At 45.0% G+C, this 24,475-nt stretch carries 20 protein-coding genes; 9 read left to right on the top strand and 11 right to left on the bottom strand.

Annotation, left to right across the window (positions count from 1 at the left end):
* Positions 1-71 precede the first annotated feature (71 nt).
* The 4 genes from ATB76_RS12065 to ATB76_RS12050 all read left to right on the top strand — a co-directional run bounded on the left by ATB76_RS12065 (position 72) and on the right by ATB76_RS12050 (position 4,714).
* Positions 72-878 carry a hypothetical protein gene (locus tag ATB76_RS12065; protein ID WP_061035295.1) on the top strand — a complete coding sequence of 269 codons (807 nt, stop codon included), beginning with the start codon at positions 72-74 and terminating at the stop codon, positions 876-878.
* Between the two features lie 12 nt (positions 879-890).
* Positions 891-2,015, top strand: a complete 1,125-nt coding sequence (locus ATB76_RS12060) for a BamA/TamA family outer membrane protein (protein WP_061035294.1) — start codon at positions 891-893, stop codon at positions 2,013-2,015.
* Between the two features lie 9 nt (positions 2,016-2,024).
* The gene (locus ATB76_RS12055; protein WP_061035293.1) at positions 2,025-3,092 is read left to right on the top strand and encodes a DUF4056 domain-containing protein; all 1,068 of its coding nucleotides are present in this window, start codon (positions 2,025-2,027) and stop codon (positions 3,090-3,092) included.
* A 317-nt stretch (positions 3,093-3,409) separates the two neighbouring features.
* Positions 3,410-4,714: a dicarboxylate/amino acid:cation symporter gene (locus tag ATB76_RS12050; RefSeq protein WP_038868990.1), complete on the top strand. Its 1,305-nt coding sequence runs from the start codon at positions 3,410-3,412 to the stop codon at positions 4,712-4,714.
* A 105-nt stretch (positions 4,715-4,819) separates the two neighbouring features.
* Here the strand turns inward: ATB76_RS12050 and ATB76_RS12045 are convergent, their stop codons facing one another.
* From ATB76_RS12045 to ATB76_RS12025, 5 genes are all read right to left on the bottom strand, one after another.
* Positions 4,820-5,233 carry a DUF6795 domain-containing protein gene (locus tag ATB76_RS12045; protein ID WP_308620237.1) on the bottom strand — a complete coding sequence of 138 codons (414 nt, stop codon included), beginning with the start codon at positions 5,231-5,233 and terminating at the stop codon, positions 4,820-4,822.
* 206 nt (positions 5,234-5,439) lie between these two features.
* Positions 5,440-5,814 (bottom strand): YkvA family protein, encoded by a 375-nt coding sequence (locus ATB76_RS12040; RefSeq protein WP_009698021.1) that lies wholly within the window; start codon positions 5,812-5,814, stop codon positions 5,440-5,442.
* Between the two features lie 222 nt (positions 5,815-6,036).
* Positions 6,037-7,161, bottom strand: a complete 1,125-nt coding sequence (locus ATB76_RS12035) for a M20 family metallopeptidase (RefSeq protein WP_038881333.1) — start codon at positions 7,159-7,161, stop codon at positions 6,037-6,039.
* 9 nt (positions 7,162-7,170) lie between these two features.
* Positions 7,171-7,638: a YjiG family protein gene (locus ATB76_RS12030; RefSeq protein WP_005374849.1), complete on the bottom strand. Its 468-nt coding sequence runs from the start codon at positions 7,636-7,638 to the stop codon at positions 7,171-7,173.
* The gene (locus ATB76_RS12025) at positions 7,638-8,378 is read right to left on the bottom strand and encodes a nucleoside recognition domain-containing protein (protein WP_042600526.1); all 741 of its coding nucleotides are present in this window, start codon (positions 8,376-8,378) and stop codon (positions 7,638-7,640) included. The genes ATB76_RS12030 and ATB76_RS12025 overlap by 1 nt, the downstream gene beginning before the upstream one ends.
* Before the next feature lie 376 nt (positions 8,379-8,754).
* Here ATB76_RS12025 and ATB76_RS12020 point away from each other — a divergent pair, with 376 nt between their 5' ends.
* Entirely contained in the window at positions 8,755-9,123 is a 369-nt protein-coding gene (locus tag ATB76_RS12020; RefSeq protein WP_038868980.1) for a hypothetical protein, read from the top strand.
* Between the two features lie 97 nt (positions 9,124-9,220).
* Positions 9,221-9,937, top strand: coding sequence for a DsbA family protein (locus ATB76_RS12015; RefSeq protein WP_039977972.1), 717 nt, complete (start codon positions 9,221-9,223; stop codon positions 9,935-9,937).
* A gap of 129 nt (positions 9,938-10,066) precedes the next feature.
* Here ATB76_RS12015 and ATB76_RS12010 read toward each other — a convergent pair whose 3' ends face one another.
* Entirely contained in the window at positions 10,067-10,864 is a 798-nt protein-coding gene (locus tag ATB76_RS12010) for a helix-turn-helix transcriptional regulator (RefSeq protein ID WP_061035291.1), read from the bottom strand.
* A gap of 192 nt (positions 10,865-11,056) precedes the next feature.
* Here ATB76_RS12010 and ATB76_RS12005 point away from each other — a divergent pair, with 192 nt between their 5' ends.
* Entirely contained in the window at positions 11,057-12,229 is a 1,173-nt protein-coding gene (locus tag ATB76_RS12005; protein ID WP_061035450.1) for a multidrug effflux MFS transporter, read from the top strand.
* A gap of 88 nt (positions 12,230-12,317) precedes the next feature.
* Here the strand turns inward: ATB76_RS12005 and ATB76_RS12000 are convergent, their stop codons facing one another.
* Both ATB76_RS12000 and mtgA read right to left on the bottom strand, forming a co-directional pair.
* Positions 12,318-14,378: an alpha-amylase gene (locus tag ATB76_RS12000; protein ID WP_061035290.1), complete on the bottom strand. Its 2,061-nt coding sequence runs from the start codon at positions 14,376-14,378 to the stop codon at positions 12,318-12,320.
* Positions 14,379-14,558: 180 nt separating this feature from the next.
* Entirely contained in the window at positions 14,559-15,236 is a 678-nt protein-coding gene (gene mtgA, locus ATB76_RS11995) for a monofunctional biosynthetic peptidoglycan transglycosylase (protein ID WP_042600532.1), read from the bottom strand.
* A 303-nt stretch (positions 15,237-15,539) separates the two neighbouring features.
* Here mtgA and ATB76_RS11990 point away from each other — a divergent pair, with 303 nt between their 5' ends.
* Positions 15,540-16,712, top strand: coding sequence for a M20 aminoacylase family protein (locus tag ATB76_RS11990; RefSeq protein ID WP_042600533.1), 1,173 nt, complete (start codon positions 15,540-15,542; stop codon positions 16,710-16,712).
* A gap of 53 nt (positions 16,713-16,765) precedes the next feature.
* The gene (locus ATB76_RS11985) at positions 16,766-18,283 is read left to right on the top strand and encodes an AbgT family transporter (RefSeq protein WP_061035289.1); all 1,518 of its coding nucleotides are present in this window, start codon (positions 16,766-16,768) and stop codon (positions 18,281-18,283) included.
* A gap of 17 nt (positions 18,284-18,300) precedes the next feature.
* On the opposite strand, the gene ATB76_RS11980 is transcribed toward ATB76_RS11985, so the two are convergent.
* From ATB76_RS11980 to malQ, 3 genes are all read right to left on the bottom strand, one after another.
* On the bottom strand, positions 18,301-19,185 hold the full coding sequence (locus ATB76_RS11980; protein ID WP_061035449.1) for a LysR family transcriptional regulator: 885 nt from the start codon (positions 19,183-19,185) through the stop codon (positions 18,301-18,303).
* A 288-nt stretch (positions 19,186-19,473) separates the two neighbouring features.
* On the bottom strand, positions 19,474-21,678 hold the full coding sequence (glgB, locus tag ATB76_RS11975) for a 1,4-alpha-glucan branching protein GlgB (protein ID WP_308620235.1): 2,205 nt from the start codon (positions 21,676-21,678) through the stop codon (positions 19,474-19,476).
* Positions 21,679-21,928: 250 nt separating this feature from the next.
* Positions 21,929-24,109 carry a 4-alpha-glucanotransferase gene (gene malQ / locus ATB76_RS11970; protein ID WP_061035288.1) on the bottom strand — a complete coding sequence of 727 codons (2,181 nt, stop codon included), beginning with the start codon at positions 24,107-24,109 and terminating at the stop codon, positions 21,929-21,931.
* Positions 24,110-24,475: the final 366 nt, after the last annotated feature.

The raw sequence follows: 24,475 nt of genomic DNA, 5'->3' as shown, positions 1-24,475 counted from the left end.
ACTCCAGAGTCGATGCCCTTATTACAAGACCCCTGGTGTTGTTGTGATCGTCACGTTTAATGAAGTTACTTATGAAATTACGCTCCTTGCTTGTTGCCGCTTCCTGTCTATTCACTGGCGTGGCGAATGCTGACTCGATCTCACTGCCAATCTGGAAAGATAAAGCAGAAGCACTTGGCTATGACTTACCAAAACCCTTTGGCTTAAACCTAAGCTATATGAGTATGGAACAAGGCATCAATGTCGACTCTATTGCTCTAAGCGGACTGCATGGCTTAGAGAAAATGCTCAACATGGAAGCTGGCGCAGGAAAACAAGCCAGCGATGTGGTGACGTTGCGCGGTGATGTTTGGCTGCTTCCATTCCTAAATGTGTATGGGTTGGTGGGTACACTGGATGGCTATTCAGAGACCAACGTAAAAGTCAGTGTCCTTGGCCAAAAAATTGGTGAATTTCCATTCCGCCTAGACCTCGAAGGGTACACCTACGGTGGTGGTTTTGTTCTTGCTGGCGGCTACGACCAACTATTTGCCCTTGTTGACGCAAGCTACACCCAAACAGATCTCAATGTGATCGACGGTGCAATTGACGCGATCGTCGTCTCTCCTCGTGTTGGCTTCGACTTCCACAAAAATGGAGTACCAGTTCGACTTTGGGTTGGTGCGATGTACCAAAACGTAGAACAAGAACTTTCAGGTACGTTGAAACAAGCCGGTATCAACCTCTCTGGTCGCTTCGACGTTAAACAGCATTTGGAGTCCGAATGGAACACCATCGCAGGCATGCAATACCAAATCAATGACGATTGGTACCTTTTAGGTGAAGCCGGCTTTGGTGATCGTGAAAGCATCTTCTTCTCTATAGATCGTCGTTTCTAAGGCAAAGAGAAGATGAAAGCTTCTTATTCCTTTGCAATTGCAGCACTGTTTTGCACACCACATGTTTTTGCTATGCAGCAAGATGAGAGCAGCTTGATGGATGACATCCTAACTAAGCTGGGTTCAAGCGAAACGGTGGATGAATCGAAGTTAATCGATTGGGGTGTATTACCGGGTCCATTCGTCAACCCAGAGCAAGGCTTCGGAATCGGCGTAGCCGCCGTTGGGTTGTACACACCATACGACTGGCAACAAGGCGATCCTTATTCAACCGTCACTGTCACTTCTTACGGTTCAACCTCAGGCTCTTATGGCTTGGGCTTGAACAATCGCACTTATCTAAACAGTGACAAAGTCCGCTTACTTGGTGAGGCGTGGATCAGCCATACGCCCGGTTACTACTGGGGTATTGGCAGCCAAGCGGCTGAAAATGATCGCAACAAAGTTCAGTACGAAGGACAACGCTTGCAACTGAGTCCCAAAATTGCAGTAGAAGTCGCACCCAATACCTACGCGAAATTGGGCTGGCAATGGCAATCATTTAATAAAGTTGATGGCGTGGATGGTGACATCCTACCTTCCGAAGTCACAGACGCCACCAGCAGTGGCGTATTAGTCGGAATGGAATACGATACTCGCGATTTCGAACCTAATCCCATGAAAGGGCAATTTCTCGATATCGAATGGGTTGCGAACAGAGATTCACTGGGCAGTGATGAAGACTACGACAATCTTATTGCCAACTACCGCCTTTACCAACAATGGTCTGACACGACGATTGTTGCGATGGAGGTATATTCACAATCTATTTTCGGTGATGCGCCTTGGTTCGATTACGCCCAACTGGGTGATGATCAACGCATGCGTGGGTACTACCAAGGGCAGTATCGCGACAAACATCAGCTTTCGACACAAGTAGAAATTCGCCACACCATTTCTGGTCGTCACGGTGTGGTCGGTTGGTTGGGTGCAGGTAACATTGCGCCAACCTACCACGATTTGTTTGCCGGCAGCTGGCTACCAACCGTCGGCGTTGGCTATCGATTCGCCTTTAAAGCACGCATTAATGTCCGTGTCGACCTTGGTATAGGTAAAGACAGCACCGGTTTTTATTTCCAAATCAATGAAGCATTCTAGGAGTATGGTTTGAAGAAAGCAGCACTATTACTACTTAGCCTTTGTAGCGGGTTCGTCCAAGCACAAGCACTGAAAGCGCCCGTGGGCGTCAGGCCATGTTGCGCATTCGGAGTCGATCTCAAAGCTGAGTTAGGAAGCGTGCCAGTACCCTTCTTCTCCTTAGAAAATGTATTGTCTAGCAAAGAAGTGGGTACTCACCACTACAATGACGGCAGTGAGTCTGTACCCGGCAGTCTGCTTGGATTAAATGAAGAAGCCAATGGTCTGATTTTTACCGAATTAGGCGGCTTTATTGATACGGCACACGTGCGGGACACCTCAGATTACACCTACTATCTGTTTCAGTTAAATCGACACTATTTAGGCAGAGCAGCACACTTAGATCTGCCTGAAGAATTGCGTGTTCGACGTATTCGTTGGTACGAGCATAAAAACAAACTCAGCGAGCAAGAAAACATCGAACGCAGCGCTCAAGCTGCAGCACTGACTGCTTTTCGTCTCGCACAATGGCATGAAATCGCTCAATGGTTTGGCATGGTGTCGGTGAGTGGCTTTAAAGAGCTGGCCTCTGCGTTTTCCTCTGAAGATCTTTACTCGAATATGCTTGGTGCAAACCTAGCAAAACAGGTACTGCTCAGTAACCCAGACCTAACACCTAAAAGTTTTTCAAAAGCCATGGACAACGCTTTCCAACAAGCATTAAAGGATCTGCAAGCACAACCTAAATCCGTGACAAAAGCAAAGATTCAACAACTAGACGGAGTATGGTGGGATAGTTCAAAACGCTTGCCAGATAAATGGGTTGTGAGATTCCGCGACTACCATATGGCGCTACAATTAACACCCAATTACTCCGGTGCGAACCATGAGCTTTCATTAGATGCTTACTTTGCCGATCAACAACCCATCGATCAGTGGATGAGCGTCGAACTAATAGCAAAAGACAAGGAAAAAGCATTTTCGTCATTGCCTAGCGCGCTAAAGTCACGCTCCACTTGGTCTCCAGCCGACTACCAAGCATTGTCGAACTTCGCTCAAAGCGTTGATGAAAAAACTCGCCCACCGTTAAAGCAATAACCTGGAAGTAAGATGAATAAATGATGCTTAGTTATGCACTGAGCATCAAAAGCCTCACTTTTATGCATACTGTTTTCTACTAACTGAGAATGTAAGAAATCATTTCTATCGGTTGTATATTCGATAAATTTGTTAAATTGAAAACTTTTTAACCATTCAATTCGTTACTGGTTAGTTAAAATTCTATTTTTTAGAGTGACTAACTTCACATCTATTAACCATTCAGACGATTATTCTTTCGTATTTTCGCACTCCACTGCTAATCTGCTCGCCGCCTTGAAGTGAACTTAAGGTGCATAACTATAAGGAGTGTTCTCATGAATACCAAGAAACCGATGTCGCTCACCAGCCGCGTAATTTTGGGTATGGTAGCGGGTATCTTGACAGGATTTGCAATTCGCACACTTTTCGCCGACAACGGATTTGTCGACGCATACATTGTTAATGGATTATTCGAAGTTGGTGGACAGATCTTCGTTGCCAGCTTAAAAATGCTTGTCGTACCGCTAGTATTTGTTTCGCTAGTTTGTGGTACCAGCTCCCTAAAAGACCTATCAACATTGGGTCGCATGGGTGGTAAAACCCTTGCTTTCTACGTAGCAACAACCGCTATCGCAATCACACTTGCTTTAACCATGGGTACGCTATTCCAGCCAGGCGCTGGTGCAGACCTAACTGCAGCAAGTTCATTCAAATCAGCAGAAGCGCCATCTTTGGGTCAAGTGATCATTGATATGTTCCCGACTAACCCAATCAGCGCGATGGCAGAAGGTAAAACCCTGCAAGTTATCGTGTTTGCCGTACTATTCGGTATCGCGATCAGTGCAGCGGGTAAGCCAGGCGAGCGTATTGCCGCTTTCTTCTCTGATCTGAATGAAGTCATCATGAAGCTGGTTGCGATTTTGATGAACCTAGCGCCTTACGGTGTGTTCTTCCTAATGGCGAAGCTGTTTACCGGTCTTGGTCTAAGCGCAATCTTCAACCTTGCTGAATACTTTGTTGTACTAGCAGGTACGTTATTGCTGCACGGCCTTGTAACTTACAGCTTGATGCTAAAAGGCTTCACGGGTCTAAACCCAATTACGTTCCTACGTAAGATGGAAGACGCGATCATGTTTGCTTTCTCGACAGCATCATCGAATGCGACGATTCCAGTGACAATGGAAACGGCTAAGCACCGCATGGGTGTTGAGAACCGCGTATCATCGTTCACAGTACCGCTGGGTGCAACCGTGAACATGGATGGTACGGCGATCATGCAAGGTGTGGCGACAGCGTTCATCGCACAGGCATTCAATATCGACCTAACTATGGGCGACTACCTAATGGTTATCATGACGGCAACATTGGCGTCGATCGGTACCGCAGGTGTTCCTGGTGTTGGTCTAGTAATGCTAGCAATGGTATTGAACCAAGTAGGTCTACCACTAGAAGGTATTGCACTTATCATGGGTGTTGACCGTCTACTTGATATGATTCGTACCGCAGTAAACATCACCGGTGACAGTGCAGTGACTATCATTGTTGCTAAATCGGAAGGCGCATTGGATGAAGCTCGCTTCAACGATCCAAAAGCTGGGGTCGAAGAAGAAGAAGTACATCTAAAACGCGCGGAAGCTTAATTCCTTCCAAGCTAAATTATCCTGTCTAAATGAAAGCCCCGATGGAAACATCGGGGCTTTTGTTTTAGCTGTCGAAGCTCAACGAAATGATAAATAAGTTCATTTTTATTCTTCGTATATTCCAGAGTCTACATAACCAGTTAACTTGCACTGACTGTATACATAAGTATCATCTTCACCAGTTCCAGAATAAGAAAAAGCGAAGTAGTAAACTTCATTGGTTACTTCACAATTCAAATTTCCCATATTTTCGCTAGCAAACTCATAAGTCTCATAACCATCAATTGAAGATTCCCATATCGTCACCTCTTCTCCATTTGCTAGATGAGTTTTCAGGAAAACGAGCACGAACTTCTGATCTAGGTTTAACACGCCTTGTGACTTGTGCTCTTCAAGTGCAGGAAAAGCAAACGCTCCGCTGGCATCAGTAAGAATTTGAAACTCATGTATGGTTCCACGAACACCAACTCGAAGGACCACTAATTGAGATGACAACGGTTTTCCTTTCAAAGTTAGCATTCCGCGGATATCTGGCGTATACCTGTACATGGAAGGCTTCTCTTTAGCTAAAAACTTAAATCCAAAAGTACCCTTTCCAATAGATCAAATCTACCACTGTAAAGTGCATTGCGACGAGCTCGTGTACTTTGAGTAAATATTAAAAATAACAATTTTTCGTTTGAGTTAGCCCAAACATAGACCATGTTTGATGGGCACTTTTCCTCCTACTCCGTCATCGAACTCAGCTTTTCTCTCGCTTGTTCCTCATGCTCGTCGGTAATGGCATTGCCGACCGAGTTCGCGGCTAGGGTAAGTGCTGCCATGTCATCGGTAAAGCCGACGCCTGCTAGTACGTCGGGCACCATATCAGTGGGGAGAACGAAGTAAGCTAATGCGCCACCTAAGATAGCTTTGTGGCGAACAGAGGTATTGGAATCTGCCATCGCGAGCCATGATTTGATGCCCATAACAGCAATCTCTTCGCCTGCTTTCTTGACGGAATTTTTCATTTTACGCCAGAAGGTTTTCTCATCTGGTGCTTGCATCGTTTGGTCTAAGACGTCATCGGACGCCGAATTTACAGACATGCTTGTGGTCATCGTGCCTCCTAAACTTATGACTGTGGCATAGATATTAAGACGATGAACCTGAACGTAGGATTAATAGCGAGTAATGATAATGAAGAAAGGAAGCCAATTGGCTAAATAAAAAAATCCCCAAACCGAAGTCCGGGGATTATTGCCTTGGAAACAAAAAAGTCTTGGAAACTAAAAGTTTTGAAACCAAAAGCTTTGGGAACCAAGCTTTAGAAGCAGAATGCCTTATTGAGCAATCTTCTCTAGGACACGCATCAACATTTTGATACGTGGTTCGATAGACTCAAGCAACAAGTACTCTTGATCACTGTGGAAGCCTGCACCGATAGGTCCTAGACCATCCAAAGTTGGAACACCAAGAATCGCCGTGTTGTTTGCGTCAGAGCCACCACCGACTTCTTTCCAGTTGATGTCGATCGCCAGTTCACTTGCCGCTTCTTCAACTAGCATCATCAGGCTTTCCGTTTGTGGGCTTGGCACCATTGAAGGCTTATAAGCTTCACGAACCAGCTCAATGCTCACGCCATCAACGAATGGTGTTTCCAGCATACCGTTTAGCTTGCTATCGACATCATCGTATTCTTCGTTGCTCCAGAAACGCACATCCACGATCGCTTCAGCATGTTCAGGGACGATGTTCGCGCCGTTACCACCAGAGACAATACCGACGTTCAACGTGGTACCAGATTCAAAGTTGGTCATTGCATTGACTGCCAAGATCCAGTTCGCCATCTCAGTGATTGCGCTGCGACCGTTTTCTGGCTCGTTACCAGCGTGAGCTGCAACGCCATTAAAGGTCATTTTGTAGCGAGCCATGCCTTTACGCGCTTTCACTAAACCGCCGTCTGCACGTGCTGCTTCTGCAACCAGTACATTCTTAGCGTTTTTCGCTACTGATTGAATCCAATCCACAGAGTCCAGAGATCCCGTTTCTTCATCTGGGTTCATGCAGATAACGATAGACAACTTATCCAACACCGCTTGGTCTAGGTTGCGCATCGCGTATACGATGTTCAGCAAACCAGATTTCATGTCCGAGACGCCCGGACCGTAAGCTTTCTCTGCATCTTGAGACATTGGGCGAAGCTCAGCGGTACCCACAGGGAACACGGTATCCATGTGACCAATCAACATCACGTCGATTTGCTCAGCTTCCGGCTTATTTCGAACTTCAAGACCAACTCCGGCTCTGCCACAGTCGATGCGTTTTACGCTCCAACCTGACATCGCTTGGTACTTCTCTTCAAATTGAGAAGCGATGAACTCGATACCATCAGTGGTATAAGTGCCACAATCCACATTGATTAGCGGACGTAGCTCTTCTAGATATTCATTTAGAGAGAATTGCATGACTCACTCCTAGACAAACAGATTCATCACCAGCATTGCGCCAAACGCGTTCAATACTGAGATTGCAATCATAACTGGGATGTAACGACCTTCAGTACCGATTGGGCCCATGATACGGCCCATGTACTGAACTTGAGAACCCATAAGGTAGATAGCAGGCGCTAGAATCGCAATGTGCGTGCCGTTAAGGATACCTTGGTCAAACAGCGTGATAACCACACCCACTGCACCGCCCATCGACATCCAAGCGCCGATAAGAACGGCTGCCGCTTCACCAGGAAGACCAAACACCGCCATGATTGGAGAGAACACAGTACCCATCAGATCCAGCGCGCCAGTGATTTGCAGCGCTTTGATGATAACGAATGCCATCAATACGTTAGGAACCGTAGAGGTAGTCGCAATCACCCAACCTTTCTTAGCACCTTCGACGAAGATATCCGTCACCATTGGTTTTTTCGCTTTAACGTCACCCATTATGCCGTCTCCTCTTTTAGGTTCTCAGATTTGTTTTGGTCTTGCTTATCTTCTTTACCTTCAGTCATGTTCAGATAGATACGGAACAGGTTCGCGCCAACGATCTTGAATGCGAACATCACAACAACCGCTAAACCAATTGAAGACGTTACCGCTAGAGAGCCGTCAGCCATCGTCAACGTGAACAGTACCGCACCCGATGAGAAGAAGTTCACGATAGTTGCACCCGCAGTGAACTGGAACATGGTAAATACGTCCGTTTCACGCTTAGTTAGGTGACCTTCATCTTTTAGCTGACGCGTCATTGCCGCACCTGCATCGGTACTTTGTAGAGAAGCAATCAGAGCCAAACCAGAGTTACCAGGGATGCCCATAAGAGGACGTAGAAGAGGAGTAAGAAGCTTACGAGCAGCTTCAAGTGCACCGTAGTGCTCAAGTACGTTGATCATACCTAATGCGAACATAACGGTTGGAATCAAAGTAAGTGCGAAAATGAAACCGTCACGAGCACCGCTACCGCCAGTACCGCGGAAAGAGGTAGTCGCAGCTTGTACCACGCCATCCGCACCTTCCGTTACGCCGTAAGCCACTTTACCGAAAGAGCCATTAAGAGTGGTAAAGTCGAATACACCATACCATTCGTTGGATTGCATTAAACCAGAGAAGAACACAACCGCAAACGCGAGTGCGATGTAACACCCAATCGTTACCTTGCGTTCAGCATGAACAGGGCTTGTCATAAATTCACCTATATATGTGGAACAGAACACATAGATGATCCCTTGAATAATGTGCTAGAGAGATGATCAAAATCAATCCGTTTGCCGAACAATCATCTCACTCAGTTATGAAGTTTTATTTTATGATTTGAATCACATTTAAAAGATAATAAATATTTATGACCAAGATAAGGTAGATTTATCTAACATCCGTACGAATCAAACGTTTAACAAAGTATGTTTAACTTTTGAGCAAAATTGTATTTAACCACACCTTCGACGTGCTTCATGTTTTGTTGCTTATTTGATGTTTTCTGACCAAAAACTAACAAAAGCCCAATGAAATTTAATTTAGGGTTGTGCGGTCATATATAGAGTTTCACCTAGGATTTGCCTTTTGCTTCGATCACAATCTAACATCGCTCGCTGGACACTTGCCCTCGTAGCTTGGGTGATCGTGATCTGTTTAAGTAAAAATGCGGGCCTCTATCAATCTTGCCCTCTCATAGCGGATCAAGTCACGGCTGAACACGCTACTGCGCAACAACAAAAGAGTGAGAAAGGCCTAACGAAACAGTGTGAACTGTCTGAAAAGTTGATTCAGGTTTCACAAAACCATCTGGATAGCTTCATTGTTCCCTTATTTCTGTTTACGCTGATCTTACTCTCTATCTGTGGTGGTGAACGTAACGCTTTCCGTCATCATACCGAACCGATACCCGAAAAAGTTCGGGTGCACCTAAAACTGTGTGTGTTTAGAGAATAAAACCCGATTGTTAGGGCCTATTGCCCCCAAATTAATTGTTTTATTTTTAACCACTTCACTAACAAAACAGTGAAGACCGATAGTTTTAGGAAAGATCATGAAATTCACACGTACCCTTTTAACGGTAGCACTTACGGTAGTGCCAATGTTTTCACAAGCAGCAGAAAAAACCACTCAAGAGAAACTGGATGACATTACGCAGATACTGCAAGAGAACCCGCAAGTCCTCGACTCTTTGCATCAAAACTTACAAGAGTACGTCGCCTACCAAAAATCATTCAGCTCTACGCTTGAAGAAGTGCGCACTTACTTGAACGATGGCAAGCACTCGTATTCCGGGGCGGAGAATCCAGAACTGACTATCATCAATGTGACTGATTACAGCTGTCCTTTCTGTAAGCGTCTTGAAGGCGAGTTGGTGAAGGTAGAGAAAGCATACCCGCAAATAAAAGTACTGAACATGACGGTATCGTTCAAAGAACAGTACGAGAAGAACGGTTACAACTCAGCAAGCTACGCATTGAACGTATGGCAAAACCAACATGACAAATACAAGCAAGTACATGACTTATTGGTGAAAAAACCGGGACCACACGATGCAAGTTCGCTGCAAAAAATCGCTAAGAAAACAGGCACCGAAGCACAGCTTGTTGACGACAAAGAGACCAAAGCGCTGTTGGATAAGAACTACGAGTACTTCACTCGCCTAGGTTTACGTGGCACACCAGCGATCATCATTAATGACCAAGTTATTCCGGGTTATGTACCTTTCGAAGAGCTTGAGAAAGTCATCGACCAAGAGCTAAAGAAATAAATAGCGATTGATACCGATAGCTATTGAAGTAGCTAAGTAAGAACCGGAAATAACAAAGCCCTTCCCTGAGTCGTCAAGGAAGGGCTTTTCTTTATCATATGAGCACGAGGCTAAATAGCAATTGGACGACTATTTGAGTTGGCTCCCAAAACTTGGCTCATTATTTAAGTAACTCATTGGCGTGGTCCCCGTCTTTTGGCGGAAAAAGTAAATGAATGCGCTGTCACTTGAAAACTCCAACCGATGCGCAACATCCGATAGCCTCATGCCGCTGGATAACAACTCAATCGCCCCCAGCAGACGCCATTGCTGACGCCAACTTTGGTACGGCATCCCCGTCTCACGATTAAAGATCCTCGTTATCGTCTTTTCACTCGCTCCAACCCATTGGCTTAACTTAGCCAAAGAAGGCGCTGTAAACGCTTCATCATCGATTTTCGCGATCCACGACTGTAATCGATAATCTTTGGGTAACGGCAATTGTAAATAGACATCTTCAGAATCGTTAAGCTCTTCTATAAATAAATTCAGGGTATTGATCTGTTCACTTTCAGGTTTATCAAATGGCCAGAAAGACATCCTTTCGATCAAGATTCTCATCAGAGGCGTCACATCGAAAATTCGAATCTTCCGCGGCAAACGCTCTGTCAATGACGGGTCAAAATAGAGAGAACGGTATTGCGCCACATTCGTTGACTGAGCGTTGTGTGATACCCCTTTAGGAATCCATGCTGCTCTCATAGGTGGCAACACATACTTGACGTCCTCAAGCGTTATCGTCATGCAACCATGTTGTGATGAAAGTAACTGGTCTTTCGCATGGAAATGAATACCTGAATCATGATCCGATACCTCGACAGCGACGCCAATGACCAATCCATTGTGTTCATCAGCACAAAAATGATCACCTTTCGAAAGTAATGCCATTGAAATCAACCTGTCCTTATTTCGATATTTTATGTTTGATTCTCATTATAAACCCAAAGCATGGCACAGATATACTTTGCTGTATCACGTAAACCAAGAAACGTGAAACACGTAATCGAATGTCGTTCACTCAACATCAAGCTAAATGTTCAAACGACGCTCAGCAATAGAGGTATTTTTGAGAACTTAACAATGAATAAATTAATAGAAAAAGTGTCCATTCCGTTGGCTGTTGTGCTCTTAATGTTTCCACAGATCATCGAGACAATGTACAGCCCTGCACTGACTTCCGTGAAAAGTACGTTTGGCGTCAGTAGCAATGAAGCCGCACAAGCGATGTCCATTTTCTTTGTCGCTTTTGCATTTGGTGTGGTTTTTTGGGGAAGAATGTGTGACGTCATAGGTCGAAGAGTATCAACGATACTAGGGCTTATCGTCTTTATTATTGCAGCCATTTTTACCATGCTCGCACCAACATTCAATTTGCTGCTAACCGGTTTTGGTTGCTGCGCTTTTGGAGCGGCGGTTGGTTCTGTCTGCACGCAAACCATCATTCGTGATGGCTATCATGGTAAAGAGCTCAGCCACGTTTTTTCGATTGTTGGAACATCGATCGGCATTAGCCCTGTGATCGGAATGTTGGCTGGCAGTTGGCTAACATCATACGGCGGATACCAATGGGTTTTCATCGCCATGGTCGTGTTCATCATTGCACTGTTGGTTTGGTCGTTGTTCAAATTGCCGGAGACAAAGCCAGCACACACCAAAAAAGATAGCCTGTTATCCGTCGGTATAAAGATGCTGACCGATACGCACATCTGGTACATCACACTCATGGTAGGGTTGTTTAACATTGCGCTGTTTTCTTATTACAGCATCGCACCATTTATGTTTGAAAAACTGGGTGCAAGCGTTAACTTTTTCGGCAATACAGGGTTCATACTCGCACTGGGTTCTGTATTAGGTTCTGTCATCAATATGAAGTTAATACGCATGCATTTAAGTCACGAAAAGATTGTGATGTTTGCATCGTGGCTACTTTTGATTGGCGGATTTGGTGTATTCATCATGCAAGAGTCAGTTTGGTTTTTCATCCCTGTGGTATTGGTTTCCCTATCATTTGGACTGGCTATTCCAAACCTCTTAAGCGGCGCGTTAACTCACTATCGCGATCACTTAGGGAGTGCAGGAGCACTATTAGGCTTGTTCTATTATCTGGTCATCGGATTTGGCCTTCACAGAGCCGCTGAGTTTGGTGATTTGGCGATGACTTTAATCGGCTGTGCTGGCATTGCTTGTGTCATATCCATCATCAAATATCTTGTTGGACTGATTACTTTCAAAACCTCTGATATTGATTTTTAAATACGACTATCTAGGAAGAAAAACCTATTAGCACTCACGCAGCCCCTCCCCACATTCAAGCGAGGAGGGGCTGATGCCGTAGTGTCGTTTATTTCTCACGACCAACAAACGCCACAACGACTTTGTCATTGCCAAGCGAACGAGAGAACACGTACGCGCCTTCTTGTTCAATCACTTGATGCTGACCCGCACCAATCGCTGGGTGCGCTTTACGGAACTGACCAAGTGTTTGCCAATGTTTTAGCAATGCTTGCTTCTCATCTGACAGTTTCCATACCATGTCAGAGCGTGTGCCTTGATGGAAATCGTCTGCGTAAGGACCAATGTTACGACCCACTTCGTCACCGTAATAAACCTGAACAGCTCCTGGGCTCAAAAGTAGTGCATTCGCGGCATTACGCTGCATGCCATAATCTTTGAAACGAGAGAAGAACAGCTCGGTATCGTGAGAAGACATATAACTCACTGGGTTGAAGTCTTTCTCATTAGCGATAGTATCTGCGTAACTTTGGTAGGTGTCTGCCATTTGGCTGAAACACGCCGCGCCTTTGTCTAACTTCTTCTGCATGTCGAAGTTAATCAAGGCGTCAAAGCCATCGTCAAAGTAAGGGCTGCGATAAGCGGTATGTCCCCAGACTTCACCCATCATCCAGAATGGCTGACCTGACTTACCGTTCTCTTTACGCCACTGCTCAAGACTGCTTGAAGCCTCTTCTTTCAAGTGTTTCCACACATCACCTTCAACGTGCTTCACCGTATCAACACGGTAACCATCAATACCAAAGCGTTTCACCCAATCAGTTTGCCACTCAATGAGGTAATCGGAAACGGTGTAATTGTCACGCGCTTCTACGCGAGTGCCTGGGTTATCCAATAGCCATTGCGCAGGCTTCACGGCGTTGTCTGATTCAGTGATAAAGTCAGGTAAGCCCGCCAATGACATAGTGATATCGCTGCTGCCCGGTGCTGGGTATCCCGGTAGACCTGTTCTTACCCAGTCACCGCCCCACCATTTCGACCAGTTTGGGCTCTGGTAATCAATATTCTGGTGGTAGCTATGCCAATTTTCGCCGGCTTTTGGTTGCCAATCACCCCACTTTTTAGGTAGTTCGGCATCTGGTTTTAACACCTCAATACCGTCAAATTGCAAATCGGCTAACGTTGAGTAACCGGTGTGGTTGATTACTGCATCCATCAATACTTTAAGGCCACGTTTGTGTGCCTCTTCCACCAGCTTTTTCAGATCACCTTCGTTACCGAAGTTCTCATCAATCTTGGTAAAGTCACGCGTCCAGTAACCGTGGTAAGCGTAGAATGGGAATGAGCCGCTATCGCCGCCGCCCACAAAGCCGTGTACTTGCTCAACGATTGGCGACAACCAAATCGCATCTGTACCTAGGCTCTTGATGTAATCCAGTTTCTCGATCACGCCTTTTAGATCACCGCCGTGGAAGGTGCCAATCTCTTCTTTGCCGTCTTTCTTGCGCCCATAGCTGTTGTCATTGCTGGTATCGGCGTTGTTGAAACGGTCGACCATCACGAAGTAAATGTTGGCATTGCGATAATCAAACGGTACTGCTTCCTTGGTTTTCTTCACTGGCTCTAGTAGCACCAACCCGCCTGAATCTTTGCTTGGCGTCAGCGATACTTGTTGATCTTTTACTTCGACCATTTGCCCAGAGTAAGCATCACGCAACTTGGTGCCATCTGGGAAGCTGTCACCCAACGCAATGGTGACCTCTCCACCTTGGTAAACCTCACATTGCACCTGTGGGATTGGGCGTTTGAATTCAGTCTTCGCGGCTTTCTTAGGCTCTCGCTTGAAGCGCAGTGTTTTGGCTTCCGCATCAAAAGCAAAAGAGTAATCGCCAGTAAAACGGATTTTTAACGGCAGTTCTGTTGGCTTTCCACAGTTCAGCGCGATAGGTTTGTTGAATTTGACCTTCTGACCATCAGGCGCCACACAGTCGCCTTCAACACCCGTGATTTTAAGCGTGTATCCGTCTTTGGTTAAGGGCACAACCAAAGGCTGCTCTGCACTTAAAGGAAAGTCACGGCTGTTGGTTGTGGTAGAAATGGTAATGTTTGGCTCGGCGATGGCACTTGCCGATGCAAGCAATAAGGTAGTCGTAATCAGATTCAGTTTCATCGTTCAGTCCATTGGTTGCGCATAGGCGCAGTATTCGTGTTGTAGTTTTATTCACACTAATAGTAAATGGATGAAAAACTGAGCACATCATTCTGAAAGGCTACGCCCTAAAGCTTGTGACGCTTCACATTTTGCTTTTATTGGGGCGTAGTTCTATTTATGAGCAGGATAAAAGGGAGTTTAAAGCTGAACGCTACCAAGGTTGCGCATTTGTCTCATCGCCCAATTGACGCGGCTGATGGTGTATGAAGTCTGAGGGTAGACTTTGATGCGATATGGATTTGGCAGCACTACTGCAAGCCTTGCTGCTTGGCGTGTTGAAAGTTGTTTAGCAGGAATACCAAAGTAGTTTTGCGCAGCGGCTTCCGCGCCATAAATACCTGGGCCAAATTCCACCACATTCAAATACACTTCGAGAATGCGTTCTTTACTCCACATCGCTTCCATCAGCAGAGCAAAATAAAGTTCATACGCTTTGCGCACATAAGAGTGTGAAGGAAACAGAAACACGTTCTTTGCAGTTTGTTGCGTAATCGTGCTCGCACCACGCGAAGGGCCATTTTCTCCGGCTTGAGAAATCACTTTAAATAAAGAATCAAAATCCACACCGTAATGGGTCGGGAACGTTTGATCTTCTGTCGCGATCACGGCCAATTGAATGTGCTTAGAAATATCATTCAAAGGCACCCACTCATTCTGACTGTCTTCAGGGAATCCCTCAGGAGGAGAAATCATGCGGCTGATCTTCCATCCCCAAATTGGTGGATCGACGTATTTCACCGCGCCAACCATTACTACAGGTACCACTAAAAGGAGCAACAGCAATTTAACCAGTAAAGATTTGATTTTTCTCAGCATCTAAATAAGCTCAACAAATAGGAAAGTTAAACATAGCACAAAAGCTACCTCACCTCGGCAACGAACCTCTAAAACCTTTTCAAATGAAAAAGGTGGCAACTTTCATAAGTCGTCTTTTGAAAAAATATACCTTTTTTGAGAAATCACTCAGAACGAAAACACCAATATACGCATAAGAATGTTCAGGTGACATCAACAAGCAAACGCGCTCATTACAGAATCTAATAAACCTATTACATATCAAACTAGGCTCGCAATCCCTCTTACTGTTAAATGTTTCACAAATGTTAAAGAGGAGTTGTCATGAACACGATACATAATCTTGAAGCTTGGCTACCGGAGATGACAGAGGTACGCCATAGCCTTCACAAACATCCGGAACTCGGATTTGAAGAATTCAGAACTCAGAAACTGGTCGTCGAAAAACTAAAAGAGTTTGGTATTGAAAATATTGACACAAGTTTTGGTACCACTGGAGTAGTAGCTACAATCCAAGGCAATAAAGGCCTAGGAAAAACTATCGGACTTAGAGCTGATATGGACGCTCTCCCCATACATGAAGAGAACGACTTTGCTCATCGCTCATGTAACTCAGGAAAAATGCATGCTTGCGGCCACGATGGCCATACCACAATGCTACTGTATGCTGCAAAATACCTTGCTCTTCATAGAAGCTTTAAAGGCAAAGCTGTTCTTATTTTCCAACCCGCAGAAGAAGGCATTGGAGGAGCCAAGAAAATGCTCACCGATGGTCTTTTAGAGAAGTATCCTTTAGATGCTTGCTATTCATTACACAACATGCCGGGAATCCCTGAAGGACATTTCGCCTTTAAAAACGGTCCAATAATGGCTAGCTCTGATAGACTTTTTATTTCAATAAAAGGGAAAAGTGGTCATGCGGGTATACCTCAAAACACTCAAGATCCTCTTCTCGTCGCAACCCATGTTTATCAAGGAATACAGGGGTTAGTCACCAGGACTCAAAGTCCTTTCGATCCTGTTGTCGTATCTGTCACTCAATTACACTGTGGAGAAACAACAAACGCAATTGCAGATATTGCCAACATGAGCGGTACGTTTAGAACATTATCCAATGATGTTCGTAATCGCCTCGTTAAGCAATTGGAGACACTGACAACCAATATTGCAGCAGCGTTTGAAATGGAAGCACATTTTTCTCTTGGGCCAATATCACACCCGCCGACTATCAATACATGCCCAGAAACTCAGTCTGCGATCACTGCTGCAATCTCTGTAGTCGGCAGACAAAAAGTCAATAGCGAATGCCAACCACTACTCGCTAGTGAAGATTTTTCTTTCTTCTTGCAGAAAGTCCCCGGTTGTTATGGGTTCATAGGAAATGGAACAAATGAAGGAAATGAAACGATTGGCTTACACCACAAACGATACGACTTTAATGACCGTATATTACCGATTGGAGCCGCCTATTTCATTTCATTACTTGAACAGAGCTGATCTAACTACGTAGACATTACGCTTAAGGACTATTACCGTCAAAGGATACGAATATGACACATATGCTCGAGCAAAATAGCGTCCATAACAAAACAAGGTTAATAGAAAAAATAGAAAAGGTAGGCGACAAAATACCACACCCGTTTTACATGTTTCTTATCCTTTGCTTTTCGGTGATGGTTCTATCTTGGCTGACTTCAATGCTAGGAGGAAGCGTTATCCACCCTCTAACTCAAGATGAGGTTTTAGTTAAAAACCTACTAAGTGGTGAAGGGTTAGTTTATATGCTGAATTCAGCAATTGGTAACTTCATTACCTTCAAGCCGCTGGGTTTAGTTCTGTCCATGATGATTGCCGTAGGCCTTGTTCAGGAGGTGGGATTAGCGGATTCAGCCATAAAAAAATCCTTACTCAATGCACCACGAAAATTCGTTACAGCATCGATATTTATCACTGGTATTATTGGTAACTTAGCATCTGATGCAGCTTTCATTCTTGTCCCTCCTCTAGCTGGTATCATTTTTTCCGCTACCAACAGAAACCCTGTTGTTGGAATTGCTACTGGTTTCGTCGCTGTCGCAGCAGGATTCACTGCCAATATCTTCATCGCGGGAACAGACGTATTACTATCGGGAATCTCAACTGAAGCCGCAAGCATTATTGAACCAATAGAAATAAGCCCAGCTGCTAACTGGTACTTTATGTTAATTTCAGTACCGTTACTTGTCGTTACAGGAACTTTAATCACTGATAAATACATTGAACCTAGATTCAGTAAACAAGCACATAATGCAAGTGAGGGGATAGATTCAAGGACATATCAAATCAGTGAACAAGAAGGTAATGCCTTGAAATGGTCTGGAGTAACTTCTGTTATATTTATAGCGGTAATAATCGCATTAATCTTTCCTAGTGACTCACCATTAAGAAACGAAACCGGGGGTTTGGTACCGTCGCCATTCTTATCTGGGATTATCCCTATCATTATGGCGTTTTTTATTCTAAACGCCGTCGTCTACGGGGTAAAAGCACACGTTATTCAAAAACCAAGTGATGTACCTGAGCTTATGGCACGCTCCCTCAACGGAGTTGGTGGCTATATTGTTTTAGTATTTGTTATTGCGCAGTTTATTGCTTGGTTTAATTGGTCAAACCTTGCGGTATTTGTTGCCGTAAATGGTGCCGAGTTATTATCAAATGTCCAAATGCCGAAGTTATTGATGCTCGCAATGTTTATGATTCTTGCAGGGTTGATGAACCTTATAGTTTTTAGTGGTTCGGCTCAATGGGCAATTATGGCTCCTGTTTTTATTCCCTTATTTATGCTGCTTGATGTTTCGCCAGAATACACACAAATGGCTTATAGAATTGCAGATTCAACAACCAATATCATTTCACCAACAAACCCTTATATTCCCATGGTTTTAGCATTGATTGCTAAATACAATTCCAATGTAAAATTTGGTACCTTTTTGGCGATGATGCTCCCTTATGCCTGTATTCTGTTCACAGTTTGGGGAGCAGCATTTTTAATTTACACGTTGCTCGGATTACCAGTTGGACCTGTGTAGGAAACAACGTCGTTTAGCTAAGCATTAACGCTTTTTTTCAAACTTAAAATGAACTCATCAATAATTTCATGATGAGTTTCTTTTTTTGTAATAATGCCGATAGAGCGATACTGTACTGGACGCACAATTGGAATGAAGCGTAGATGTTCGTTAGCGTGCAAGGCCGCAATAGTGGAAGATAAGATAGCAGAACCCAAACCACTTTCTATCATGCCCAACAACGTCGATGTATGAGACACGCAAACTTCTGGATCATATGTCAAACCAGCACTTATAAACGCCTGATCAGCGAGGCTTCTTAGGCTATTTCCCGGACTGATACCAATAGAAGCATGAGAGTGAGCTTCTTCCCAACTAATCTGTTTCAATTCGCTTAAAGGATGCCCAACCTTGCATGCGAAACACAAGTGATCACGAAAGAGTAATTCAAAGTTAAGCATAGAGTTGTTAGGCGGAGTGCCTAAACCTACGTCTGCTCGCCCTTCTAAAACCGAAGTATGAATATTGTCGACTCGTTCTTCAATTAATCTAAAGGCAAACTGAGGGTTATGTTTTTTGAGGTGTTGGATCGTTTTAGGCACCAAAGAAGCACACATTGAATACAAAGAAGAAATGACGAGTGTTTCATGCTTCCCTTGTTGCCGAGCACGGTTATCTTGTTCCCACTTTTCAAGTCTGTTAACTATCATATTCGCTTCTAAATAAAACGACTCTCCGGCCTCCGTTAATGTTACTTTTCGGTTTTTGTTTTCAACTAAATCACAAGACATCTGTAAAGACAGCTTTCTGATCATCTGACTCAATGCAGATTGAGTTAAATGGACTCTTTCTGCAGCCAATGTGTAGCTTTGAGTATCTGCTAACGCTACAAACGCCTTCAATTGCCGATAAGTAATATTCACATTCATTCCCTCTAATGTTCTTATTACGGAATTTAAAAAGATCGCACCATGTTGTTGTCACCACATGGTGAAGTGTTAATGAATTGTGACAACGCTCACTCAACGATCTCTTTAATTGAAAAACTAAATCATCAGATGCATAGATATATTCAAGTTCTGGATTTAGTGATAGAGAGCCCTTACGGGTAAAAGTTTTGAAAGAGTCAAAAAAAGCCCGATTTACATTGTAAAGCGGGCTTGATGTTTATCAGGTTCTTTGGCTATTTGAGTTATGTGCGTAAACTCAGCTTACTTTGCCAGTTTGTAGAATACGGTTGATAGTGGCGGTAAACGCAGCTCAAGAGACTGAGGTAGCGACTCGCTTTCTACTTCTTCTGTTTCTACGCTGGCCAGCACTTCAAAATCGCTGCCATCGTATTTCACATCATCAGTATTCAACAGAAGCTCATATTTGCCTTCCATTGGAACACCCAAACGGAAACGCTCATGCGGAACTGGAGTGAAGTTACTGATCACCAATACACGCTCGCCTTTTTGGCTGATACGCTCGTGCGCCAAAATGCTGGAATCAGCTTCATCTTGCAGACGCCATTCAAAGCCAGCAGGCACGCAATCTTGGTCGTGCATCGCCGCTTCGTTTCGGTACAAGTGGTTTAAGTCACGAATCAGCGCTTGTACACCTTGGTGGCGACCAAACTCAAGTAAGAACCATTGCAACTGATCGTCGTGGTTCCATTCAGCCGTCTGGCCTAACTCAGCGCCCATGAAGTTGAGTTTCTTACCTGGCTGCGCATACATGTAGCCGTAGTACGCACGTAGGTTTGCAGTTTGCTGCCACTCATCACCCGGCATCTTGTTGTGAATAGAACCTTTGCCGTACACCACTTCATCATGAGATAGCGACAATACGTAGTTCTCACTATGTGCATAAACAAGCGGGAATGTGATGGTATTGTGGTGGTATTTGCGGTGAACAGGGTCTTCTTGAATGTACGATAGACTGTCGTGCATCCAGCCCATGTTCCACTTAAAGCCAAAGCCTAAACCGCCCATAAACGTCGGAGCAGACACACCCGGGAATGCGGTCGATTCTTCTGCAATCGTCATCGCATTCGGGAAGTGCTTGTACACCTCTTCGTTCATCCACTTCAAGGTTGCGATCGCATCGTAGTTCTCATTACCACCGTCGACGTTCGGGATCCACTGATCGTGGCTGCGTGAGTAGTCTAGGTAGAGCATTGAAGCGACAGCATCAACACGAATACCATCAATATGGAATTGCTCGAACCAGTACAGTGCGTTAGACACAAGGAAGCGACGAACATGTTCACGACCTAAATCGTAAATGTATGAGTTCCAATCTTGGTGCCAACCACGACGAGGATCTGGATCGTGGAACAGTGGCGTACCGTCGAAGTTCGCTAAGCCATGATCGTCCGACGGGAAGTGAGCAGGCACCCAATCCAGTACCACGCCCAAGCCAGCTTGGTGACACGCATCGACGAAGAATTTGAAATCGTCAGGTGAGCCGTAACGACTGGTTGGGGCAAATAGGCCAACTGGCTGATAACCCCAAGAACCAAAGAACGGATGTTCAGACACTGGCATGAGTTCAACGTGGGTATATCCCATGTCGACTAAGTATGGAACCAACTCAGTCGCCAGCTCACGATAATTTAGGAAATCACCGTCCGCATTGCGCTTCCAAGAACCAGCATGGAGTTCGTAGAAGGATAAAGCCTCATCACGTTTTTGCGTGACCGTTCGGTTTTGCCATTTGGTGTCTTGCCATTGGTAACGATTATGATCGTACGTAATCGATGCGAAAGACGGGTATTGCTCTGAGAAGAAACCCCAAGGGTCTTGTTTGTGAGGAAGCCCTTCCCCATTTGGTCCTTTGAGCTCAAATTTGTATTGTACGCCCTCTTCCAAATCAGGAATGAACAAGCCCCAAATGCCGTAATCAAGGCGTTGCATCGGATGACGGCGGCCATCCCACTGGTTGAAACTGCCAACTAGGCTAATGGCGAATGCATGAGGTGCGTAAACAAGGAATCGAACGCCTGAGATATTTTTACCATCTCGCTCCATCGTCACGAAATGTGAGCCCATGTAGTGGTACATGTCTTTTGGCGTATGCAGGTGCTCATATTCTTGATAAATATTGTGATATTGGTAAGGGTCGTCGACAAGCTGTTCAACACCATCCCAATTCACCGCTAATTGGTAGTGTGTTAAGTGCAAATCGCGCACTTCTTCTAGGACAAAAATGCTGTCACCATCGCGCTTTAATTCCACACGTGGCTCGCCTTCGACAACCAGTTCAACTTTGTCTGCACCTGGCATCCAGACTCTTAATGAACCTTCTTCGTCATTCGCAAAAGGACCCAGTGTAGCAAACGGGTCTGAGTAAGCCGCCTCAGCCAATAGTTCGTATGCGCGTTTGTGGTTTTTCTTTACCTTAGTTTTCAAATCTTTCTCCCTAGCACCGATATTCTCCTAGTGGTTTTTGAATATCGGATTTCCTCAGCCAAACGTTGCGAATTCACAAAAATATAAAACCGCTCACTTTATCCATTCAATGAATAAAGTGGCATCAAAAAACAAAAATGCCCGCTATTGTTGCGGGCATAATAACGGTACTCCATCCTAACGGATCGTACCGATTTAATGAGTGACCTAGGCTGTACTTTCGTACCTCTACGCAATTAAATTCACGATTTCCTACATCACTCAATACTCATTATTTGCCTACTTTGGCACGCACTTCAGTGAGACGTTTCGAAATGCGGTTTACGTCTTCGCGGCTAAAGATTTCATCAAGGTTCATCGACAGCTTACGACGCCAGTTTGGATACTCATCTACCGTGCCAGGAATGTTAACTGGTTGATCCATCTCTAACCAGTCTTCAAGCTGAACACTCAGTAATGCAGAATCACCCGCAGCAACGTGCAATTGAAGCGCTTCACTCAAGTACGTGTCCATTGGAACGTATTGAGCATCATGGCCAATACCTTCTGGCAAGTAACCGTGCCAACGAACACTGTCTAGAATGCCTTGTTTACACTTCAAACGATCCTCAAATAGACCTTCTAATTGTTGCTCGTCTGGGTAAAGACCAATCTCACGTCCCATCTTTAAGTCATCGCAATGCCAGAAACCACGGAGGGTTGGCATGTCGTGTGTACACAATGCCGACATCGACTGTTCAGCGTAATGCTTCGGAGAAATGAAGCCGCCATCGTCTTTTGATGTTTCGAAGAAGAACACTTTGTATGAGTGAACGCCTGCGTCACGTAGGATATCGACAATTTCATCTGGCACGGTACCCAAATCTTCACCGATAACTGAACACTGATGACGGTGAGATTCAAGAGCTAGGATTGCCAGCATGTCTTCAACTGGGTAGTAAAGGTAAGCACCTTCAGTCGCCTTTTCGCCTTTTGGAATCCACCATAGACGAAGTAGACCAAGAACGTGGTCAATACGCAGTGCACCACAGTGCTTCATGTTGGCACGTAATAGCTTGATGTACGCATCGTAACCAGTTGCTTCTAGCACTTGTGGGTTTAGCGGTGGTAGACCCCAGTTTTGACCTAGAGGACCAAGAATATCTGGCGGCGCGCCGATACTTGCATCTAGAACTAGGTTGCCTTCATCAGCCCACGTTTCACTACCTGAATCCGCAACGCCTACAGCGAGATCTCGGTAAAGACCAACGGTCATACCTTTTTCTTCAGCCAGTGCTTGAGCTTCTTTGATTTGATCGTCAGCGATCCACTGTAGGTACATGTACAGGTGAACACGCTCTTGATTATCTTTGATGTACTTCTGAGTCGCCGCCGAGTCAAATGTACGGTATTTCTCAGGGAATACAGGCCAACCCCACACGCTTGAATCTTCCGCGTGCAACTCACCATGCAAAGCATCAAATGCCGTTTGGTGAAGTAGGCTGTCACCGCCAAGCTCTACAAACTCTTGGAATGCACGAGCACGGTCAGTGTTCTTGTCTAAGTGACGAGCTTTGAACTCACTAAATAGTAGCGGTAACACGCTCATCTTCAGCTCAGACACTTCGGTGTAATTCACCCAATGTGATTCACGCGCTTTTTGCAGACGTTGTTGGAACTCTGCGCTGCCAACACGTTGCTGTGCTTCTGCACTTAACGCGAATTCAGGTACAGAGCTTACGTCGATGTACATGATGTTCAGCCAACGACGAGAAGACGGGCTGTATGGGCTCGCACCTTCTGGGTTCGCAGGGAACAATGAATGAATCGGGTTCAAACCAATGAAGTCACCGCCACGAGATGCGATATCACTCACCAGTTGCTTTAGATCGCCAAAATCACCGATACCCCAGTTATGCTGAGTACGCAGTGTATAAAGCTGGATGCTTGGGCCCCATAGCTTTTTGTGTTGGTTTAGATCTTCTTGCTTGAAACACGCTTTAGGTGTGATGATCAGTGACATTTCGTAAGGCGTTTTGCGACGCTTACGGCTGATGATCAGTTTGTGGTAACCCCATGCCAAGTTCTTTGGCAATGCAAACACTAGAGGGCCACCCTCAGCTCGTTCATCACGAACAATTTGCGACTGAAGATAGCCTTCAAGTACCTCTCCTTGTTCTGTTTCTAAACGCCAGCTAAATTCACTCTCGCGAGCACTCGTACCTAGGTTTAGTTCCACTTCGACTGGTTCGCCGTCGCGTAAAACAAGAACAGGGGCTAGTACGTCTTTCTTATGTTTTTTCTCAGCTGAAGCCAATAGCTTCTCATCGCTGCTAGTATCGTAGCCAAGTGAAGTGAGCAAGCGGCGCAGTGTTTCTTCTGAAACTTTTGCCTCGTCTCCCCACGCGCTGACGTAGCTATCTGCTAATCGCGCCATGTCTGCGACTTTCTTTAATGCTGTTTGTTCTTTCATCGCTTTCTCCGAAGGTAATACCAACACCTTCCATGTAGGGTTTTATTGTTATCAATAATTTATCTTTGAAAATGACCAAAGGTAGCACTCGGCTACCTTGGTCTTATACCCAAGTGACCTCAAGATGCACAGTTCAGAGCGTTGTCATTGATTCGAGTTCAAGGAAAGCAACGCCGCGGAATAGCAGCCTCTTTCCAAGTTGTTTGACACCGAAATCGGGTCAATGACACGCTCCCAGAGGGCGAGTTGCCTTGTCTTACATGCGTCGTTAACAATTTTTGATATAGAACCACTATATCTTCAAATCGTTGCCTTGCCTGAAAACCAAGTCAATCTCGCTGAACAAAGCATCCTGGGGTTACTTGG

This window comes from Vibrio sp. MOR3 (assembly GCF_001557775.1).
Classification (GTDB): Bacteria; Pseudomonadota; Gammaproteobacteria; order Enterobacterales; family Vibrionaceae; genus Vibrio; species Vibrio jasicida.
This window is presented reverse-complemented; position numbering and strand designations above follow the sequence as displayed.

Coding starts and splice junctions, on each gene's coding strand:
- ATB76_RS12045 (WP_308620237.1), bottom strand. CDS start 5,233: ATGCTAACTTTGAAAGGAAAACCGTTGTCATCTCAATTAGTGGTCCTT.
- malQ (WP_061035288.1), bottom strand. CDS start 24,109: ATGAAAGAACAAACAGCATTAAAGAAAGTCGCAGACATGGCGCGATTA.
- ATB76_RS12050 (WP_038868990.1), top strand. CDS start 3,410: ATGAATACCAAGAAACCGATGTCGCTCACCAGCCGCGTAATTTTGGGT.
- ATB76_RS12015 (WP_039977972.1), top strand. CDS start 9,221: ATGAAATTCACACGTACCCTTTTAACGGTAGCACTTACGGTAGTGCCA.
- ATB76_RS12010 (WP_061035291.1), bottom strand. CDS start 10,864: ATGGCATTACTTTCGAAAGGTGATCATTTTTGTGCTGATGAACACAAT.
- mtgA (WP_042600532.1), bottom strand. CDS start 15,236: ATGCTGAGAAAAATCAAATCTTTACTGGTTAAATTGCTGTTGCTCCTT.
- ATB76_RS12035 (WP_038881333.1), bottom strand. CDS start 7,161: ATGCAATTCTCTCTAAATGAATATCTAGAAGAGCTACGTCCGCTAATC.
- ATB76_RS12030 (WP_005374849.1), bottom strand. CDS start 7,638: ATGGGTGACGTTAAAGCGAAAAAACCAATGGTGACGGATATCTTCGTC.
- ATB76_RS12005 (WP_061035450.1), top strand. CDS start 11,057: ATGAATAAATTAATAGAAAAAGTGTCCATTCCGTTGGCTGTTGTGCTC.
- ATB76_RS12065 (WP_061035295.1), top strand. CDS start 72: ATGAAATTACGCTCCTTGCTTGTTGCCGCTTCCTGTCTATTCACTGGC.
- ATB76_RS12060 (WP_061035294.1), top strand. CDS start 891: ATGAAAGCTTCTTATTCCTTTGCAATTGCAGCACTGTTTTGCACACCA.
- ATB76_RS11985 (WP_061035289.1), top strand. CDS start 16,766: ATGACACATATGCTCGAGCAAAATAGCGTCCATAACAAAACAAGGTTA.
- ATB76_RS11990 (WP_042600533.1), top strand. CDS start 15,540: ATGAACACGATACATAATCTTGAAGCTTGGCTACCGGAGATGACAGAG.
- ATB76_RS12025 (WP_042600526.1), bottom strand. CDS start 8,378: ATGACAAGCCCTGTTCATGCTGAACGCAAGGTAACGATTGGGTGTTAC.
- ATB76_RS12000 (WP_061035290.1), bottom strand. CDS start 14,378: ATGAAACTGAATCTGATTACGACTACCTTATTGCTTGCATCGGCAAGT.
- ATB76_RS12040 (WP_009698021.1), bottom strand. CDS start 5,814: ATGACCACAAGCATGTCTGTAAATTCGGCGTCCGATGACGTCTTAGAC.